Source organism: Paenibacillus monticola (assembly GCF_009664975.1).
GTDB lineage: Bacteria > Bacillota > Bacilli > Paenibacillales > Paenibacillaceae > Paenibacillus_AQ > Paenibacillus_AQ monticola.
Genome location: NZ_WJXB01000019.1, coordinates 39,146 through 61,706 on the forward strand (window position 1 = coordinate 39,146; position 22,561 = coordinate 61,706).

3 protein-coding genes are annotated in these 22,561 nt (G+C 49.7%); all 3 read left to right on the forward strand.

What is annotated here, in order from left to right; translation table 11 throughout:
* The first annotated feature begins 15 nt into the window (after positions 1-15).
* Genes GJB61_RS29240 through GJB61_RS29250 form a run of 3 tightly spaced genes read left to right on the forward strand, consistent with a single transcriptional unit; the run spans position 16 to position 22,557 of the window.
* Positions 16-12,183, forward strand: coding sequence for a non-ribosomal peptide synthetase (locus GJB61_RS29240; protein WP_154122553.1), 12,168 nt, complete (start codon positions 16-18; stop codon positions 12,181-12,183).
* The gene (locus GJB61_RS29245; RefSeq protein WP_154122554.1) at positions 12,180-16,667 is read left to right on the forward strand and encodes a type I polyketide synthase; all 4,488 of its coding nucleotides are present in this window, start codon (positions 12,180-12,182) and stop codon (positions 16,665-16,667) included. The genes GJB61_RS29240 and GJB61_RS29245 overlap by 4 nt, the downstream gene beginning before the upstream one ends.
* Positions 16,597-22,557, forward strand: a complete 5,961-nt coding sequence (locus GJB61_RS29250; protein ID WP_154122555.1) for a type I polyketide synthase — start codon at positions 16,597-16,599, stop codon at positions 22,555-22,557. Before GJB61_RS29245 ends, GJB61_RS29250 begins: the two co-directional genes overlap by 71 nt.
* Positions 22,558-22,561: the final 4 nt, after the last annotated feature.

The window sequence follows — 22,561 nt, forward strand, 5'->3', positions numbered from 1 at the left end:
AGGGAGGCCGGTGCAATGTCGATGTCGCGAAAGTTAGATCGTAAAAACGTCCAAGATATCATCGCCCTGACACCTTTGCAAGAAGGTATGCTCTTCCATTATCTTGAGGATCCGCAATCGGATAGCTACTTCGAACAACTCTGCCTGCATCTTGCGGGCGGAGTGAATGAAGAATGGGTGAACTCAGCGTGGAACGAGGTAGTCAGAGCCAATGAGATGTTGAGGACGACGTTTCGTTGGGACAAAGTCGGGCAACCACTTCAGATCATTCTGAACGATAGGAAGTTCGAAATGGCAATCGTAGAAACGGAGGAGCTCGAAGCGGTCAAGCGTTTAGATCGTGAGTGTAAGTTCGATTTGAGTGAGATACCGTTTCGAGTGACGTTGGTCAAGCTGCCGGATGAAAAGTACGCCCTGTTGATCAGCAACCATCACATTTTGTACGATGGTTGGTCTACTGGGATTTTGTTACGAGAATTTCTGGGCGCATATCATCGTCTAAGTAATGGTGTCACTTTGCAATTGCCTCAGAAAATGTCCTTTAAGTCGTTCATTCAGTACCTGCAAAGTCAGAATAAGGAACAAGAAAAAGCGTTCTGGACGCACTATTTGGAGGAATTTCATTCACCATCGATCCTTAAGGTTACGAACGGCACGACTGCGGATGCAGATATTAAAACGGTGGAATTGTCTATGTCCGCTGAGCAATTTGCGCAGATGGAAGCGTTCTGTTTCACGCAGAACATCACGTTAGCTTCCCTGCTTTACACAGCGTGGGGCCTAATGTTGCAACGCTATACCAATAGCCAAGATGTCGTGTTCGGCACTACAGTATCTGGGCGTGAAGCGCAGGTGGACGGTATTGAAGAAATGGTCGGGTTGTTCATCAACACGTTGCCATTGCGTTTGAAATCTACGGGAGACACTTCGGTTCGGACGTTGCTCGGTCAAGTTGCACACGACCTGCAAGAGCGTGGGGAATTCATGTCCTCGTCTCTTACAGAAATCAAATCGTACAGTGGCGCTAAAATTCATGAGAGCTTGTTTAACTCAATTGTTGTCTTGGAGAACTACCCGCTCGACAAGTTGTTGATTGAAGGGCAAGAGGGCCTGCACGTCGAATCGTATTCTATTTTTGAGCAGACGAATTTCGCTCTGACCCTGAACCTCGTGGCTGATGAATGTCTCCATGCGGTTTTGTCATATGCAAGTGAGTTGTATACCGAGGAATTCGCGAGTACGATGCTTCAGCATTTCGCAGAACTTCTCACCCAGATCATCGATTCTGCTGGACAGGTGAACATCAAGGAATTGGTATTGGTTAGGGATGAAGAGTTACAAAGGCTGGCTTCATTTAACGATACGAACGCACCATATGATGTGGAGAAGACGTTGCCACAGGTGTTTGAGGAGACAGTAGCTCGATACGGAGATCTGGAAGCGGTTGTGTCAGAAATTGGACATCTCACATTTACCAAGTTGAATGAAAAAGCAAACCAACTGGCTCGTGTTCTTCGTGCCAAAGGCGTGACGAATGACAGCATCGTAGGTCTGATGGTAGAGCGTTCTCTAGAAATGATCGTCGGCATCTGGGCGATCGTGAAGGCAGGCGGCGCTTATCTGCCGCTCGATCACAAATTCCCTGATGATCGTCTTCACCACATGTTGGAAGACAGTCAATGCTCGTTGCTCCTCACACAAGAACACTTGCTCGAACGACTTGCTTTTGAGGGTGAAATTTTGAATCTCGAACAGGATGAGCTATACACAGGGGACAATTCGAACCTGGAAGTGATTAGCAAACCGCACGATCTGGCCTATGTCATCTATACTTCGGGCTCCACTGGATTGCCAAAGGGTACGCTGATCGAACAACACTCATTGATCAATCGGCTGCAGTGGATGCAGAGTCATACAGCGATCGGGACAGGGGATACTCTTTTACAAAAGACAGCCTACACGTTTGACGTTTCAGTGTGGGAGTTGTTCTGGTGGGCATTTCAAGGCGCGCGCGTTGCGATGCTGGCGCCAGGAGCAGAAAAAGATCCAGCAGTGTTGTTACAAGCGATCGAGAACTATGGTGTGACGACGATACACTTTGTTCCATCAATGTTGCAAGGCTTTCTTGACTATATCAGCAGCACGCACCAAGGAAGTAAATTATCTCAATTGTGTCAAGTGTACACTTCTGGTGAGGCGCTCGGAGTACATCAAGTTAAGCGTTGGTACGAATTGGTGCCAAAACATGCGCAGGGTACTGCGACTCGACTGATCAACTTGTACGGACCAACAGAGGCGACCATCGACGTTTCGTACTTTGAATGCACACCGGATCTAGATGCGGATCGAACGCCAATTGGTAAACCAGTACATAATACACAGTTGTTGGTTTTGAGTGATGACGGTCAGGTACAACCGATTGGTGTGCCAGGTGAGTTGTACATTGCTGGTGTGCAGTTGGCTCGTGGTTATCTCAACCGTCCAGAACTGACAGCGGAGCGATTTGTCGCTCATCCGTTTGTAAAAGGTGAGCACGCATATCGCACGGGAGATATGGCGCGTTGGTTGCCAGAAGGGAATCTCGACTTCTTGGGTAGGATAGACCATCAAGTCAAGGTGCGAGGTTATCGCATTGAATTGGGTGAGATCGAAGCGGCATTGTTCGCTAAAAGTGAGATTCGCGAGGCTGTGGCATTGACGAAGCTGGAGGATGACGGGTCCAATCGCATCAACATTTACTACGTAGCAGACCGTGAGTTGACTAACGCCGAGCTGCGTGAATACCTCTCGTTGCGCCTCCCTGACTATATGCTGCCATCTACGTTTACCCGTATTGACAGCATACCGCTCACTGCAAGTGGAAAAACCGATCGCAAGGCTTTGCTCATGTTGGAGACGTTCTTGGAGGAAACGTTCTATGTTGAACCGCGCACAGAACTGGAAATGAATATTGCCGCTCAGTTTGCCCGTATCTTGGGAGTTGCACAGATTGGCATACATGCTAATTTTTTCAATAGCGGTGGCGATTCCTTGCGAGCGATCCGTCTGGTCAGTGCCTTGAACGGAAAAATGGGTGCAAGCTTATCGCTTTCAGACCTCTACGAGCACGATACGGTGGAAAAAATGGCTGCCAAACTTATGGCTACTGTGGCCGGAGAGGGTTCGACGGTGCGTACACAAGTTGTAGAAGAGTTGGATAGTTTAAAAGGCAAATTGCTTAAAAACCTCCGCCTACAAGGAGAAGTCGAGGATATGTATCCATTGTCAGCGATTGAAAATGGCATGGTCTTCTATTATTTGAAGGATACAGAAAAGTTGGTTTACTACGAGCAGTTCGTATTTCGCATATGCTACCAGTCCTTCGATCGTGATCGCTTGAATCATGCTTGGGCATTGTTAGTCAACAAGCATGATATACTGCGTACCGTCTTCCACATGGAAGATTTCGAGCGTCCGATGGCAGTTGTTTATCGGGAACTGGAAAACGATCTGAAACATTTCGATCTTTCCAATTTGTATTTCGAGCAGCAGTCGGCTCATGTTCGTGAGTACATTGCCGAAGATCGCCGTCATTCGTTCGATTTATTGGAGCATCGTCCGTTGTGGAAGTTGCGCACGTTCTTATTAGATGAAGGAAATGTGACGTTCCTCTTCATTTGCCATCACGCTCTGCTTGATGGCTGGAGTATCAACCAACTATTCATTGAGATGCATGAGATCTACAAGGCACTTGAGAACAATGAATCGTTCGTACCGAAGAAACTCGGGATCACGTACAAAGACAGTGTCATCGACGAGTTGGTGGAGACCCGAAACGAAGAGAACATCCGCTACTGGCAGGAAGAACTCGCGGGTTACCAGCGATTGGACTTCTCGGTGAAGACAGGGCCGAACAAGCCTGATCAGGTGGAACGGGTAACAAAGGTATATCACCTCGAAAGTAATCTGCTAGTGCAGTTGAATAAGGTGGCAAAGACGTACGACACCAGTGTGAAAAACATTTGCTTTGCCGGATATCTCTATGTGCTGAATCTGATCTCCTACGAGAAAGAACTGGTTGTGGGGTATCTCACTAACAATCGTCCTGTTCACGAAGATGGTGACCGCTTGCTTGGCTGTTTTCTGAATACGGTGCCTGTGCGAATGGAAGTGCCACGTGGCAGGCGTTGGAGCGAGTTTTTGAAACAGGTGGATACCAAACTGTTGCAAGTGAAGCGTTATGAGCGCATGCCACTCTTTGAGGTAGCCAACGTCATCGGTGAAAAGAGCGGTAATAAGAACCCGTTCTTTGATACGCTGTTCAACTTTATGGATTTTCACATCCTGAACGATTTTTCCCAGGAGATTGTCAATGAATCTCTAGAAGTTGAGGGCCATCAAGATACGAATACGCTGTTTGACTTTATGTTAGACACCACGATGGGTCAGATGAAACTGACCTTGCGTTACACTTCCACGGTGTTTGGTGAAGGCGTGGATGACAAGCTCTGCGCGTACTTCGTTCGCTTCCTGCAATGCATGATTGAAAATCCAGAGTCAAAAATGGATCGAGATTTTATTTTGTTGCCAGAAGAGCGTGAGCAAGTACTGTTTGGCTTCAACGATACCCAAGTTACATACGCTTCGGAAACCTTGATCCACCAATTGTTCGAACAGCGTGTGATCGAAACACCAGATGTGCTGGCTGTTGATGACGGAAGAATTAAGTTGACTTACGGAGAACTGAACGCTCGGGCGAATCAGATGGCCTACGTGTTACGCCAACAAGGCATTGAACCTAATCAGTTCGTCGGGATATATTTGACCCGCTCTGTGGAGATGATCGTAAGCGTCCTCGCCGTATTGAAAGCAGGCGGTGCCTATATTCCATTACAGTTGACGTTGCCAGATGCGCGTTTGCTGCACATCTTGCGCGTGTTACAGGTCAAGTCGTTGATTACGGATCAGTCCGTGGAGAGGTTGCAAGCACAATTGTCCGATTTGAAACACCTGCTGGTACCGCAGGAGATGGACCATACTATACCGTCAGATAATCTCACGCTTGTGAACAACTCAGACGATATCGCCTATACCATTTTCACATCTGGTTCGACGGGTCAGCCAAAGGGCGTCATCGTGAAACATCAACCGGTGATCAACTTGATAGAGTGGGTAAATGGTAAGTTCCAAGTCGGTCAAGGTGACAAACTGCTGTTTGTCACCTCGCTGAGTTTTGATCTGTCCGTGTATGATATCTTTGGAATTCTCGCTGCAGGTGCGACAGTTCGCTTGTCAGCCGAGGAAGAGATCGGTGAGCCAGAGCGATTGCTCAACATCATCCGTAAAGAAGGCATTACGTTCTGGGATTCAGCACCACAAGCATTGATGCAACTCGTACCATTCTTTGAGGGTGTGGCTGTTGATTCGAAATTGCGCCTTGTCTTCCTGTCGGGTGACTGGATTCCTGTCAAACTGCCCAGCCAACTTCAGGCACACTTCCCGGGGTTACAGGTGGTCGGGCTCGGTGGGGCAACAGAAGCCACGGTCTGGTCGAACTATTTTCCAGTGGAGCAAGTCGGTCCTAGCTGGAATTCAATTCCGTATGGCAAGCCAATCCAAAATGCGAAGTACTACGTACTGGATGCAGACCTCAAACTATGCCCAGTCGGCGTGCCTGGTGAACTCTACATCGGTGGGGAAGTGCTGGCTGCACGATATACAGATCCAGAATTGACGGCACAGAAATTCCTACCATCTCCGTTTACTATAGGCGAGTTCATTTACAAGACGGGTGACAGCGCGCGCTGGTTCGTAGACGGCAACTTGGAGTTCCTTGGCCGCCATGATGATCAAGTGAAGATCCGTGGCTTCCGAATCGAAATCGGGGAGATTGAGAGCCACCTCGTGAAGCACCATCTGATTACAGAAGCGGTTGTAACTGCACATGGTGATGAGCGTGGGGATAAATACCTCGTCGGCTACTTGGTCGCTGATGAACAGCTTGACATGCAGGAAGTGCGTGTGTTCCTCGCTCAAGCACTCCCGTCTTACATGATCCCAGCCTCACTTGTCCAACTCGAACGTATCCCGGTCAGCGCGAACGGCAAAGTGGACAAAAAAGCGTTCCCTGAAGTTAATGATTTTCTTTTGGGCGCGCAGGAGGTCATGGCACCATGTAACGAGATGGAAGAAAAGCTTGTTGCGATTTGGCAGGATGTGCTCGCAACTCATGAACCGTTTGGCGTACATACCAACTATTTCGAGGTTGGCGGTAACTCGCTCAACGCTGCAACGTTGGTTTCGAAGATTCGCAAAGAGTTCCAGACGGAACTCTTGCTTCAGGAATTTTTCCGTTCGCCAACTATTTCTGAACTAGTGCAGTTGCTTATGGAAAAAGTGCCAGAAACGACTACAGACGACGCATCAGTGCTGCCGCTGGTGCCTGTGGCTGAATCGAATTACTATCCGTTGTCATCTGCACAGACCCGAGTTTACATCTTGAATCAGTTCGATCCAGAGAGCACGTACTATAACGCTACCATCGTCATGAAGATAGATGGTGGTCCTGTTGATCTAATGCGCTGTGAATCGGTATTCCGCCAGTTGGTGGAGCGCCACGAATCACTGCGTACCCTCTTTTTGTTCGTAAATGGTCAGCCTGTGCAACAGGTGGTCTGTGCGAGTGAAGTTCCAGTGCAAATGGAAGTGATCGAAGCGCTCGGAGCGGATGATTTCAACTTAAACGCAAAGATCGAGTGGTTCGTGCGTCCGTTTGACCTCACCCGAGCGCCGCTGTTCCGTGTCGGGTTGATCCGACGAGCGACAGACAGCTATTTGTTCGTGATCGACATGCATCATATCATCTCGGACGGAACTTCGATGGCTGTGCTCGTCCGCGAATTCGTCTCATTGTATGAAGGACTAACATTGCCCGATCTACGAGTGCAGTACAAAGACTACGCCGATTGGCAGAATAAGTTACTCGAAACGGACGAACTGAAACGCCAAGAGCAGTACTGGCTTCAAAAGTTTAAGATGGGTGTTCCTGTCTTGAACTTGCCGACAGACGAGCCGCGTCCAGAGATGAAAACGGTAGAGGGTCGACGTCTCACTTTTAAGGCCGACGAAGTGCTGACAGCGAAACTCCAAGGACTGGCGAAACAGACGAACGCTTCGCTGTTCATGGTGTTGCTGGCGGCTTACAATGTGTTTCTGCACAAGCTGACGGGTCAGGAAGAGATTGTCGTCGGTACAGCGGTTGCCAATCGTAAACACGAAGATCTAAATGATCAGATGGGCGTATTTATCAACACGCTTGCTTTATATAATCGTCCACTCAGAGAGATGTCGTTCCTCGACTTCCTCGCGAAGACTTCCAAACATGTATTTGAAGCGTTTGAGAATCAAGACTATCCATTTGACCTGCTTGTTGAGCGTTTAGGGTTGGAACGCGACCCATCGCGCAGCCCGCTGTTCGACACGTTATTCATCTTGCAAAATGCTTATAACACAGATGTTAAATCGAGTTCGTTCACGTTTGCGCCTTATGAGTATCAGACCATGACGGCGAAGTTTGACCTCTTCTTAGAAGCTTGGGAACGAAATGGGGATATTGAGTTCAATCTGGAATATGCGACTCGTCTCTTCAGGTCTGAGACAGTCGAGAAGATGAGCAAGCAATTCCTCTATTTATTAGAAGAAATCAGTCGTGCTCCAGAACAAAAGCTGCTGGAATTATCGTTGGAGATCAAACACTCACGTCAGATTGTCTCGTTTACTGAGCAGGATATTCTGGCCTTTGCGAAGCTTTCCCACGATATCAACCCGCTTCATGTGGATGCTGAGTACGCACGGAAAACGCCATATGGGGGTTCCCTTGTCCATGGTGTGCTCGGTACGTTGACGGTTTTACAACAACACTTGAATCCGGGTATGCAGGAATCGTTGTACTTACACTCCTTGAAAGTTCGCTTTAGCGGACCATTGAAAGTCGGAAATGTGTACGAGTCGGAGTTGTGTTCTACGGACGGCTCGCATGCGAAACTCGCAATTTATGAACACGATGAGACCTTGTTTGAAATCGACGTGAGTTATAAACGAGTGCCTCGTCAACGGTATAGTCTCAACTATACCGCGGCATCCGTTTCGTCAAATGTTTCCGATCTGGAAAAGGATGGACTGGCAACATTCTCGAACGCTGGGCAATACAGTCTGAATGCCTCCACTTTGGCCGAGACGTTCCTATTGCAACCCCAACTGACTTCGATCATCTGGACAAGCTATTGTGTCGGGATGTTGGCACCTGGGCGTCAAGCGTTGTTCACAGGCTTGGAATTGGACTTTTTGCCAAATGTACCTGAAAAAGCACAGCAAGCAACGGTTATCTCCTACATAGTGAATACAGATCAGTTCGATGCACAACTCGGTTCGCTGTCTGTAATAGGCACGATTTTTGCAAGTGGTACGATGCTTGGCAATGTTCGGCTGGAGAGCTTTGTGCGTCCCCGCCCACGACAATATAGGCTGGAAGAGTTCGCGTCTCATGGTCGCATCCCATCTGGACGAGATTTTGATGGACAGGTGGTGGTGGTAACAGGTGCGAGCCGTGGATTGGGTGCGAATCTGGCTAAGTTATTTGCTACTCAAGGGGCCAAGGTCGTGATTAACTACCGCAGCAGCCTCTTCGAAGCCCAAACCATTCAAGATGAATTGGTAGCAGCGGGTGCAGAGGTGATGATCGTCCAAGGCGATATCACCCGTCAAGAAGATTGTGGACATCTGCTCACGGAAACGCTCAAACGATTCGGACGAGTGGATCTTGTTGTCAACAACGCATTCGATTTTATCGTCAAGCGCGGTTGGAATACGATTCTGTTTGATGAATTCCAAGTTTCTGTCTCCAATGCTCTGCGCATGGTCTTCCAGATGGCAAAGGCATTCTTGTCGGAATTGGAACGTACAGCAGGTATGATGTTGACGATCTCTTCTAATTACGTCGATATGCCAGAGGAAGGTTTCGTAGAGTACGTGACTGCGAAATCGGCTATTGAGGGCTTGATGAAATCGTTGTCTCGTGAGTTCCGTCACGTGAAACAGGCTGTGATTCGTCCACAAAAGTTCCTCTCTGATCAGACAATCACCAACGTCAGTGAGCAATATCTCCCATCGCCATTGGATGTGATAGCTGATGTGTATGACTTTGTGATAGCGATTCGTGAGGCGCAAGGTTCGTATTTCCTGTACGAGCGTGGACAACAGTCGAGCGAACAGGTGGAAACAACAGAGGAAGCAGGTACAAGTGGCTCTGCCTCTACGATTTTTGCCGTCGCATCGACGTTTACTGCAGATACTCTCCGTCCGCATATGGCATGGTGGGGAACGCAGTTTGGGTTCGAACTCGATGTGCAGTTTGCGCCGTACAACCAAGTCTTCCAAGAACTGCTTGATGATAAGAGTCTGCTATCGACGAACAAGGGTGTGAATGCCCTCCTCGTACGCTTTGAGGATTGGATTCGCGATGATACATCTTCTGATGACGCGCGTTGTCGCAGTCTGGAGGCAAACTATGAGCAACTTACCGTGATTTTGAAGCAAAAAACGTTCCAAGCCCCATTGCTCGTTGCTCTGTTCCCAGTATCGAGACACCTTGGGCTCAGCACGGAGATCTTGGTCAAATTTAATCAGTTGAACGAGCGTTGGAAAGCATTCATTCAAGAACTTGAGTACGCAACCCTTATCGACTGCACAACACTGGCTGATGAGTACCAGATCCAGGAGATGTTCGATGCGAAAACTGATCGTGAAGGTCATGTGCCATTCACAAACGATTTTTCCGCAACGGTAGCCACAGCGATCGTACGTAAGATCATCGCTTTGAAACAGCCAATTTTCAAGGTGATCGCACTGGATTGTGACAACACGCTCTGGCGTGGTGTCTGTGGAGAAGAGGGAGCATTGGGTGTGCAGGTAGAGGCACCATACCATTACCTACAACGCTTCCTGGTGGAGAAGTACAATGAAGGCATGATTCTGACTTTGGTCTCGAAAAACAACGAAGCCGACGTGATGGAAGTCTTCGAGAAAAATCCACAGATGATCTTGAAGAAGGAACATATTGCAGCATGGCGGATCAATTGGCAGGCAAAGTCCGAGAACGTCCGTGAACTCGCTCACGAGTTAAACGTAGGCGTGGACAGCTTTGTACTTCTTGATGATAACACTGTTGAAACCCATGAGATGATGCAGAATTTGCCGGAAGTCCTCGCTCTACAATTGCCAGAGAACGCAGATAACATTCCAGCATTCCTACGCCACGTCTGGGCGTTCGACCGAGCAAAAGTAACAGAGGAAGACCGTAAGCGCAGCGCCATGTACGTGACAGAGCGTAAACGCAAAGAATTACAAGCGGACGTCTTGTCACTCGACCATTATTTGGAGAGTCTGCAGTTAAAAGTGAGCTTTCAACCGATCGAAGCAAATCACATCCCGCGTGCGTCGCAATTGACGTTCCGTACGAATCAGTTCAACTTAAGCACAATCCGTCGCACGGAGGAAGAGTTGACTGAGTGGTTGCAAGCGCCTAATGCGAACGGATGGATCGTCGAGGTAGCCGATCGTTTTGGCGATTACGGGCTAGTCGGTGTGATCCTCACCAAGGAAGTGAATGAGACACTGGAAATTGACACGTTCCTGCTCAGTTGCCGTGTGTTGGGGCGCAAAGTCGAACAGGCGATCTTGGGGGTTCTTCGCAGGTTCTGTCTTGAAAAGGGATTGCAGTCGCTAAAAGCTGATTTCTATCCAACTGCGAAGAATCGACCATTCCTCGAATTCCTGCAAAAAGCACCCTGGAAAGAATCACATCGTTCCGAAGTGTGCAGGACTTACTTGACACTCGTGTCGGATGTGAGCGAAATGCTTCCAGCGATTGAAATTCTCGATAGAAAGTTGCTTCCATCCGAGGAAGAGCAGCAAGAGAAGCATCAGATTGTGCTCGCGTTCGATCACATCGGTGTCGCCGTGACAGACATGGACGAAGCCATTACCAGGTATCAAGCTCTGGGTTACCAATGTGGTCCCATCTTCGAGGAAGAGACGCAGCTCTCGAAACTGGTCATGTGTACGAAAGCAGACTCTGACAACATTGAGTTGGTCGCACCGATGGATGAAACCTCGCCGACGCTTGGTATTCTCGTGAAAAACGGCGATAACTCGCCTTATCACCTCTGTTACCGTGTGCAGGATACCAAGACATTCCTGACATTCCTATCCAGTTGGCAAGTGGAGTACCAAGTAGTCAGCGATCTGCAACCAGTCAAAATATTCGGCGAAAAATTAGTCATGTTCGTCTATGTCAAGGATGTCGGCTTGATTGAATTGCTTGAAGATGCTGAGTTCACAAAGGCACCGGCAGTGTCAGAAGTCGCTATGATCAAGACGGTTACCCGCATGGCAGTGACCGATTTGTATTCGACACAGGCTTTCTTTAAAGCGCTTGGCTATAGCCAAGCGAATGATCTGCAAGCTGTAGATCACCGGGTGCGCCTGAGCAGACCAGGTTCTGGCGTGTTGGAACTGTTTGTTTCTACGATTCCAGCAGAGCGAGAACACTTCGGAGTAAATGGTCCGCATCTCTACGAAGTACTTTTAGGAGAGCTGAAGTCTATTCGTGAACCCGTAACTCAAGGGAGCCCTGAATGGCGTGTTACGTTGCTGAATGAAGACCGCTTGATGCACCGTTCATACTGGTTGCCACTCCAATATGCAACTGGTCAGAAGCTGACTTCGTTGCCAGTGTATCTCACGGCAACCCCTGAGAATACGGAGAAGCCTATAACCGTCTCTTACGAGTCACCGAAAAACGAGATGGAGAAGCACTTGTTGAAACTTTGGGAGAACACCTTGCACTTAAGTCAGAAGGGCATCAACGTGGGCACGAAAGACAACTTTTTCAAAGTCGGCGGCAGTTCGCTCGCTCTGATCCAAGTGAACGGCAAGTTACAAGAAGAATTTGGGCTGGATATTCCAGTTGTTAAGATGTTCCAGTATCCGACGATCCAAGCTTTAGCAGCATTTCTGATCGAGCAGATGGATGGAAGCCCTCAAGTTGCTGCTGCACAAGTAGAGATAGAACGCACGGAGACGATGGATAAAGGTAAAAAGACCATGAAACAAACCCTGCAAAAGCTCAACAGGAGGTCCAAATGACGGACACGTTAAACCACGCTGAGAATGAATCGGATCGCACCGGATTGGAGATCGCGGTTATTGGAATGGCATCGCGCTTCCCTGGAGCAGACAACGTTAAGATTTACTGGGAGAATCTGAAAAACGGTGTGGAGAGCATTACACACTTCACCAACGAGGAACTGGAACAGGCCGGGGTAGACCCCGACCTGATCCGCTCCCCGCGGTATGTCAAAACCAAAGGATTCTTGGAAAAAACTGAATGGTTTGACGCTTCGTTTTTCGGTTACATGCCACGCGAGGCTGAATTGATGGAGCCGCAGATTCGCCTCTATCATGAGGTCGCATATGAGGCTTTGGAAAACGCAGGCTATGCGAGTGAATCGTACAACGGTTTGATTGGGAACTACGCAGGTGCTGCTGTGAACTATTTTTGGCACCGACTGCCTGTGCTCTCCGATGACGCTCAAGCCAATCACATGGCTTGGCTCTTGAACGACAAAAACTTTCTGGCTACACGTGTCTCATTCAATCTGAATTTGACGGGACCGAGTTATACCATCGACACGGCTTGCTCCACATCGCTCGTGTTGATCGATCTTGCCTGCAAAGGCTTGCTGACAGGCGGCTGTGATATCGCGCTCGCTGGCGGTATATCGCTTTCTCTGCCACATAAAAAAGGGTATCTCTACACAGAAGGCATGATCAACTCTCCAGATGGTCATTGCCGCCCGTTTGATGCCGACGCACAAGGGACGTTGGAAGGGGATGGCGTTGGGATCGTCGTATTAAAGCGTCTCGAAGACGCCATTGCCGATGGTGACACAATTCATGCTGTGATCAAGGGATCGGCTACTAACAACGACGGTGCGCGCAAAGTGGATTACACAGCTCCGTCAGTGGAAGGACAAGCTGAAGTGATCAAGGCCGCCCATTATATGGCGGAAGTGGAACCAGAAAGCATCGGCTACATTGAAGCGCATGGCACAGGTACAGCGATTGGTGACCCGATCGAAATTGAAGGGTTGAAAGTTGCGTTCGACACGAAGCAGACAGGATTTTGTCGCATTGGTTCGGTCAAATCGAACCTGGGGCATTTGAACACAGCCGCTGGTGTTGCTAGCTTCATCAAGGCGGTGCTGACCGTCCGTGATGGTCTGATTCCGCCAACGCTGCACTATAAAGCGCCAAATCCGAAGATCGATTTCGCCAACTCGCCATTCGTGGTAAACACCGCACTCACTTCGTGGACAGGGGCGACACCGCGTCGGGCGGGGGTCAGTTCCTTTGGCATCGGAGGTACAAATGCTCATGTGGTTCTAGAAGAAGCTCCACGAGACAGTTCTTCCTCGTCAACGGGAGCGGCCCAACTGTTCCTGCTCAGTGCGAAGACCGCGACTGCACTCGAAACAATGAGCGCTGATCTCGCCGCGTATCTCCTCGAGAATCCGACACTGAACCTGGCCGATGCTGCCTATACGTTGCAAGTGGGTCGCCGTACGTTCGTACACAAGCGAGCAGTGGTCGCTTCAAACTTTTTGGAGATGGCGGCGGCGTTGACAGACCCATCCAAATCGCAAACGTTCCACACCAAGGAATCGGTTGAATCGCCAGTGGTGTTCCTGTTCTCTGGACAGGGGTCGCAGTATGTAAACATGGCACGTGGGCTCTACGAGCAAGAACCTGTATTCTGTGACGCGCTGGACTCTTGTTTCAAACTCGTACGTCCCTATGTGGACTTTGATTTAAAAGAACGTTTCTATCCGTCAGTCCCTTCTGAGCAAGATGCTATGCGCTTCAACCAAACGGAAGTAGCACAAGTTGCTATTTTCGCAGTGGAATACGCGCTTGCTCAATATCTGCTGAGCTTAGGAATCCGCCCGCAAGTAATGATTGGTCACAGCATCGGCGAGTTCACAGCGGCCTGCCTCTCGGGGGTCATGTCGCTTGAAGATACGTTGAAACTGGTGGCATGGCGTGGCAAATTGATGCAACGTATGGCACCGGGTGCGATGACAGCTGTTCAGCTTTCGGAAGAGGATATTCGTCCGCTGCTTAGCGATAACCTCGCATTGGCAGCCGTGAACGGTCCGGGCATGTGCGTGGTATCTGGCTCCTTCGACGCGGTGGATGCGTTCGAGCGTACTTTGCAAGCGGCAGGACATTCCTTCGCACGATTGCATACGTCGCACGCATTCCATTCTTCGATGATGGAACCAATGTTGGCGCAGTTTGAGCAAAAAGTTCGGGAAATCACCTTCCATGCGCCACAAATTCCATATCTCTCGAACGTGACTGGAGAGGAGATTACGGAAGCGGACGTGAAGGATAGCCGCTACTGGGTAGGCCATCTGCGCAATACTGTGCGTTTTAGTGATGGGATCGGCCGTTTACTGACGATGGAGAAAGCGGTGTTTATCGAAATCGGTGCGGGCCACACCCTTGTAACTCTGTTGCGCAAACATCCAGCCAAACGTTTCGAACACACGATCTTGAATATGATCCGTCATCCACAGGATGTCACATCCGACCGCGAACATTTACTCTCGAATATTGGAGCTCTGTATGCTGCGGGCCTGCGTCTGGAGTGGTCGCACCTTTACGGAGAACAAAACCGCCGTCGTATCCCGCTCCCAACGTATCCGTTCGAGCGCCAATATTTCTGGAAACACGCGCAAGAACTGTTAGATATGCAGAAAAACGGTCAAGAAATTCCGCATCATGGCAATGCGTCGAAGCGTAAAAAGCTGGAGGATTGGTTCTATCTCCCAGCATGGATACAGAATCCGTTAGTAGAGGAGACATCGGAAGAACCAGAAACGTGGTTGCTTCTTCTCGACCGCGGTGGATTGGCAACAAGACTGGAAATTGAGTTGAAGTTGAGAGGGCACGAGGTATTCACCGCGGTTTCTCACGATGAACTCACCACTCATTTACAAACTGTAAAGCCAAAAAAAATCGTTCATGCGTGGACAATTGATTCGTTGCCAAACGTACAAGAGGCGCAAGAGCGTGGCTTCTATAGTCTCTTGCACCTCGTGAAAGTGCTAAACTCCTCTCCGCTCGACATCTATGTGCTTTCTTCTGGATTGCACGATGTAGCGGGTGAAACGGCAGTGGAAGCAGGGAAAGCTACGTTGCTTGGCTTGCTCAAAGTTATTGGACAGGAGTATCCATTCCTGAAAGTCCGTTCTGTCGACATAACGGTGCCAATAGCAGGTGGATGGCAAGAACATCAATTGCTCGACCAGTTGATCACGGAGTTCACAACTAAAGCCTTCGATCCAGTCGTTGCGTATCGTGGCGGACAACGACTCTTGCAGTCGTTCTCCCCACGGAGATTGGACAATCAGCAGAACCTGCCTCTGCGTGCAAATGGTGTCTACCTTTTGACGGGTGGTCTCGGCGGAGTAGGTCTGACTCTCACTGAATACATCGCGAAAAGTGTAGGTAAAGGCGTGAAGTTCGCCTTACTCGGTCGATCAGCACCAAGTGACGAACAACTAGAGCGTGCCAAACAGTTGCAAGGACACGGAGTCAAGATCTTGTTTCTGCAAGCGGATGTTACGAACGAAGCAGAGCTCGCTGCTGCAATCAATCAAACGGAGGGGCACTTCGGGGCATTGCACGGCGTGATTCACGCTGCAGGTATCACCAAGGGCACTTCGATTACCGCCATCGAATCCATCACCGAAACAGATGTGGAAACCCAATTTGCACCGAAAGTCTACGGCACGCTCGCGTTGGAACAGGCGCTCCGTGGTCGTGAATTGGATTTTGTTGTACTGACATCGTCCTTATCATCGATCCTTGGCGGTCTCGGGTACGCGGGATATGCTGCTGCCAATGCATTCCTCGATGCGTTTGCCAAGCAACAGTCGCAACTCACACAGACCCGTTGGATCAGTGTGGCATGGGATGGCTGGCGAATCGCAAACAAACCGCAACGCGAAGTGTTCGCGATTGATGATCAGATGATGATCGCTCCAGACGAGGGCGGTGACGCGCTGGGACGCATCTTGGTTCAACAGGGACTGACACAGGTGCTGGTTTCCACCGTAGAGTTGCAACCGCGCCTCAACAGTTGGGTTAAGTTCAGCGATAAGGAAAAGAAGCAAGAAGCGGGCATCGTGTTTGCCCGTCCAGAATTGACCACGTCTTATCTTGCACCAGCCAATCAAATGGAGCTGCAACTTTGCGAGATATGGAAGGAATTCCTTGGTTTGGAGCAAGTGGGTGTGCATGACAACTTTTTTGAACTCGGGGTGTCCTCGATCGACATGGTGCAGATTACAAAGGAACTGTCAGCTGTCTTAGGGCTTGAAGTCCCAGTGCTGACATTGTTCACGTATCCTACGATCCGTGCGCTGGTCGATCATCTGGTCACACCAAATGGAATAGAGACCGTATCCAAGGAAGAGAACGATTGGCTCGATGAGCAAAAGAAAGATCGCGAAAATCGAAAACGAAGAAGACAGGCACGCGAGGTGGAATTCAGTGAGTGATGAGAGAACCGGCTTAGAAATTGCCGTTATTGGTATGTCTGGACGTTTTCCTAAAGCGAAGAACATTCAGGAGTTTTGGGAAAATCTGCGGGGGGGCGTGGACGCGCTCTCTACGTTTACCGATGAGGAGTTGCTAGAGTTTGGGGTCGATCCCGAACTCCTTAGCCATCCGGACTACGTGAAAAAAAAGGGTAGCCTCGACGCTATCGAAGACTTTGACGCTTCCTTTTTTGGCTACACCCCAAAGGAAGCGAGTTACATGGACCCGCAGCTCAGACTCTTCCATGAGATTTGCTACCAAGCGCTGGAAGACGCAGGCTATGCCAACGAGACATATAAAGGCAGAATCGGTCTCTACGCCGGGAATACCCAGAATCTCTTCTGGATGGGGCACCTGCTCCCTCATATGCAATCTCCGAACGATCAATTTGAGATCGTCAGCCTCAACGACAGCAACACATTCAGTACACGTGTGGCGTACAAATTGAACTTGAGAGGGCCAGCATTGACCGTGCAGACCGCTTGTTCGACCTCGCTGGTGGCGATCCACCTGGCCAGCCAATCGCTGATCGCAGGCGAGTGCAACATGGCACTCGCAGGTGGCGCTTCTGTCGTGGTTCCACGCAAAAATGGCTACCTGTACGCAGAGGGAATGCTGTTGTCAAAGAGTGGGGCTTGCCGCGCATTTGATGAAGAGGCAGACGGACTTGTGTTTGGTGACGGGGCTGGATGTGTCGTGTTAAAAATGCTAGACGACGCGATTCAAGACGGCGACCACATCTATGCGGTGGTTAAAGGGACTGCGGTTAACAATGACGGAAATCTCAAGGCCGGCTACACCGCACCATCGTCGAAAGGTCAGATGATTGCCATTCGTTCCGCCCATCATGTTGCCGAAGTTGATCCTGAAACGATCACCTACGTCGAGACACACGGAGCGGGTTCGACGCTCGGTGACCCGATTGAGTTTGAAGGCCTGAAACTCGCTTTCAACTCCGATAAAAAGGGGTTTTGCGCTTTGGGATCAGCTAAGACCAACACGGGGCACCTCAACCAAGCTGCAGGCGTCACCGGCTTCATCAAAACGGTGCTCTCTTTGTATAACAAAGAACTGGTACCGGCTCTACATTTTAAAAAGGCGAATCCAAAAATCGATTTCGAGAACAGCCCGTTTTACGTGAACACCGAACTCAAACAGTGGGAAAGAACGTGGAACACTCCACTACGCGCGGGTGTGAGTGCGTTTGGGATCGGAGGAACGAATGCGCATGTCGTGCTTGAAGAAGCACCGCCACGTCAGCCATCGGGACAAGGTCGAGAAGCCCATCTCCTCACGTTATCTGCTCAATCGGACGCGTCGCTTAAGAACATGACATCCGAGTTGGCCGATTTCTTGGAATTGAAAGCGGACGTGAATCTAGAGGACGTTGCGTATACGCTTCAAACGGGACGCAACTTGTTCAGCCATCGTCGTCATCTGGTGGTCACGAACGTGCAGGAAGCGGTAGAGGCCCTGCGTTCAGAGACTTTGGACACGCGTAAGGTACACACCCATTTTTCTCGCGAGAAAAATCGTCCAGTCGTCTTCCTCTTCCCTGGTCAAGGATCGCAGTATGTCAACATGGGACGGGACTTGTATGAGCAAGAGGCGGTATTCCGTAGTGAACTCGACCGCTGTTTCGCGATTCTCAATCATTTGGGATACTCACATCTGCGAAATGTGTTGTATCCAACTGGAGATGTAGCGGTCGCAGAGGAAGAGATGCGTAAGACGCAGAATGCTCAACCGCTGATTTTTGCATTCGAATACGCACTAGCCAAACTGTTGCTGAATATGGGTATTCAACCTCACGCGATGATCGGGTACAGCTTCGGTGAGTACGTAGCAGCCTGCTTCGCAGACGTATTCACATTGGAAGATGCGCTGAAATTGATCGTCGCTCGTGGTAACTTGATGCAACATGTTCCAGAGGGAGCGATGCTTTCGATCCCTCTGTCCGAATCGAAAGTATTGCCTTATCTGACCGCTGATGTATCGCTTGCAGTCGACAACGGAATGTCCTGCATTGTAGCAGGAACAGTCGATGCGATTGACGTATTGGAACGTCGTATGAAGGAATCGCGCGTGCTCTGCATGCGTGTGAAAACGGTACTCGCAGGGCACTCCCTTTTGATGGATGAAATCTTGGAACCTTTTGAACAGTTGGTGCGAAGTGTTGGGCTCTGCAAGCCACAACGCCTGTATATCTCCGACATCACCGGACGCTGGATCACCGATCAGGAAGCGACGGATCCGATGTACTGGGTTCGCCATTTGCGCGAGACGGTGCGCTTCGCAGCGGGGGTAGAAGAGCTGGTGAAGACCCCGAATCTCGTCTTCCTGGAAGTCGGGCCTGGCCGTGACTTGTCCAGTTTGATCGGGCGTTTCGTGGATGAAAAGAAAGGTCAAAACATCGTCGATCTCATCCGTAATGCACAACGTCAAGTATCGGACAGCGAACATCTGCTGGCGAAACTCGCTTGGCTGTGGGCATTTGGGGTGGCGATGGATTGGAACGCCTTTTACAAAGGTGCTGTCCGACATCGACTCAAACTGCCAACGTATGTGTTTGACCGCAAACGGTACTGGATCGACGGCTCTGCTGCTGAATCGTCAAAGGCATTGCGATCCCAAACCGTCACAAGCATTGGTAAAAGCAAAGACACGAAGAACTGGGGTTATATCCCGACGTGGAGGCGCACGGCTGACCCACAAGAGGTAGCGAATCATGATGGAGGGTGCTGGCTGTTTCTCACGAGCCAGGCAAGCATAGGTCAAGCCCTTGTCGAGCGTTTCGCTAAGCGGGGGGAATCGGTCGTGACGGTTGAACCTGGGACGCAGTTTGCTGTGCACAACGATCAGAGAATCGTGTTGAACCCGGCGAATACGCAAGACTACGACGCATTATTGAAGCATCTGAACAATTCTAAAAAGCGAATATATAGAATTGTCCATGCGTGGAGCTTGACGGCAGAGACTCGAACTTTGACTCCAGAAGTCGTACGGGATGCACAGATCCTTGGTTTTTACAGTCTATTGTATCTGGCTCAAGCGATGGACCGTGTCCCTAGAAAGCATGACTATGAAATCATCGTCATTACCGACGGCATCCATTTGGTCAACGGAGATGAGGTTGTGCAGGCGGAAAAAGCGACACTGCTCGGCGGCGTCATGGTCATTCCGCAGGAGTACCCAGCTATTCGTTGTCGCAGCGTAGATATCGACCATGTCAACCGAACAGTATGGCAACAGAAAAAGCTCCTCGATCAACTGGTCAAAGAGTTATCTGCACCTGTACGCGATCTGTTGGTTACGTATCGCAGAGGTGCACGTCTGGTGCAGTTGTTGGAGCCACTAACACTCCATCGTCCTCAAGATAAAGCCTTGCAACTGCGCGAAAGAGGTGTATATCTGATCACTGGGGGTCTTGGTGCGATCGGACTCTTGTTTGCGGAGTATCTGATCACCCGCTGGCACGCAAAAGTTGTAATCACGGGTCGTACCTCATTCCCTTCCGCACAGGAGTGGGATGGCCTTCTAGCAATTCTTCCAGCAAAGGATGCCACCTCTCAAAAAATTCGCCGTCTGCAAACGATGCTGCAAAACGGCGGGGACGTACTCGTTATGGAAGCGGATGTCGCCGATGAAGAACGGATGCGAATCGTGGTACAGGAGGCAGAGGAGCGCTTTGGAACTCTGAATGGCGTGATCCATGCAGCTGGTATCGTCGGGAAAAAGTCGTTTATCTCTATTCAAGAAACAACGCCATCTCATGTCGAGGAGCAATTCCAAGCGAAATTGTACGGGATGCTCACGCTGGAAAGCGTGTTGCGCGGCAAAGAGCTCGACTTCTGTATGTTGATGTCCTCTTTGGCTTCCGTATTAGGTGGTCTGGGGCACATCGTCTACTCCGCGGCCAACCTGTTCGTCGATCATTACGTTCACCGTCATAATACAGAAGCAGACGTACGCTGGATTGGTGTGAATTGGGATTTCTGGCTGTTTGAGGAGGATGATCCAAAGCAGAGTACGTACTTTGGCAAAAGTGCAAAAGAGTTTGCGATGACAACAGAGGAGGGACTGGTGGTTCTAGAAGCCCTACTAAACGGTTGTGAAGACAGCCAAGTTCTGATCTCGACAGCTGATTTGCAAGCACGACTCGATCAATGGATTCGGGTAGAATCCCGCGATGAGGTTGCTCATATGCCACATACGGTAAGCCATGCTCGTCCAGCGCTTTCAAATCCATATGTTGCGGCGCGTGACGAACTTGAACAACAGATTGCGTCGATTTGGGAAAGTGCCCTTGGCTTCCTTAAGATCGGGATCGAGGATGATTTCCTCGAGCTGGGAGGCGACTCCGTCAAGGTTGTCTCTGTCATCTCTGAATTCCATAAACAGCTCAACGCTGATATCCCATTACATGAGTTTTTTGAACGTTCGACGATTAAAAAACTGTCAGATTTCATACGGCAGAACCGCAAGTCAGAGCAGTACGAAGTGATCCAACCGATCGCCAAACAGGAGGTCTACCCACTGTCATCTGCTCAGCGTCGTCTGTTTATCCTAAACCAATTCGACAGTACCAGTACGAATTACAATACACCGCTGGCGATGCGTCTGGATGGGAATCTCGACCACGCACGCATGGAGGCGGCCTTTACAAAATTGATCCAACGTCATGAAGCACTCCGTACCTCATTTGAGATTTTCGAGGGACAACCTGTTCAGCACGTGTATGAAGAAGTTGATTTTGAGATCGTAACGACCGCAGCCGATGAGACGGAAATCGCTGACGTTATCACAGTTTTCATTCAGCCATATGATCTGGGAGTGGCTCCGCTACTGCGGGCTCAGTTGGTACGGACGGCAGCAGATGTGCACTACTTGCTGATTGACCTGCATCATCTCTGCTCAGACGGCCTGACCATCGAAATCGTCAAACGTGAGATCGCTGAACTGTATGAAGGTCTCGAGTTGCCGCTATTGCGATTGCAATACCGCGATTTTGCTGCATGGCAAACGGCGCAACTGCAAAGTGATGAGGTCAAAAAACAGGAGCAGTATTGGTTGAAGCGTTTCGCAGGAGACGTGCCAATGCTGAACATACCGACCGATTTTCCACGCCCGACGGTTCAATCCTTTACAGGGGAACGTTTGAAATTTGAACTTGATGCCACAACTGTGCTCGGCTTGAAAGAGGCGGCACAACGTCATGGTGCTACGCTTTATATGGTACTACTTGGCATTTATAACATCCTGCTCGCAAAATACTCGATGCAGGACGATGTGATCATCGGCTCGCCAATTGCGGGACGAACGCGTTCTGAACTGCAAGGGATTGCCGGAATTTTTGTGAACATGCTCGCGATGCGTAACCACCCGACAGCTGATAAGACGTTTGCCGAATTCCTTAGAGAAGTGAAGAAACACGCACTCGATGCTTATGAAAACCAAGAGTATCCATTCGAAGACCTCGTAGCAAGTCTTCAACTCGAGCGTGTGACAAACCGCAACCCACTGTTCGAGTCAGTGTTCGTAATGCAGAATATGGAAGAGGGCAAGGTAGAACTCGCAGGTCTGCGTCTTACACCTTATGACATCTCCATAAAGAGCTCCATCTTCGAACTCTACCTGCAAGCGGTGGAGAGAGGAGAGAACGTCACGCTTTGGCTTAATTTCAAAACTGCACTTTTCAAGCGCCAAACCGTTGTAAAAATGACACAGCGCTTCATAGAAATCGCGGCTCAAGTCGCGGAAAATCCAGATCGACGAATCGGAGACATCTCGTTTGTCCACGATCTTGTGGAAGCAAAGAGTGACGTTCCGTCGATCGAGTTTGATTTTTAAGGAG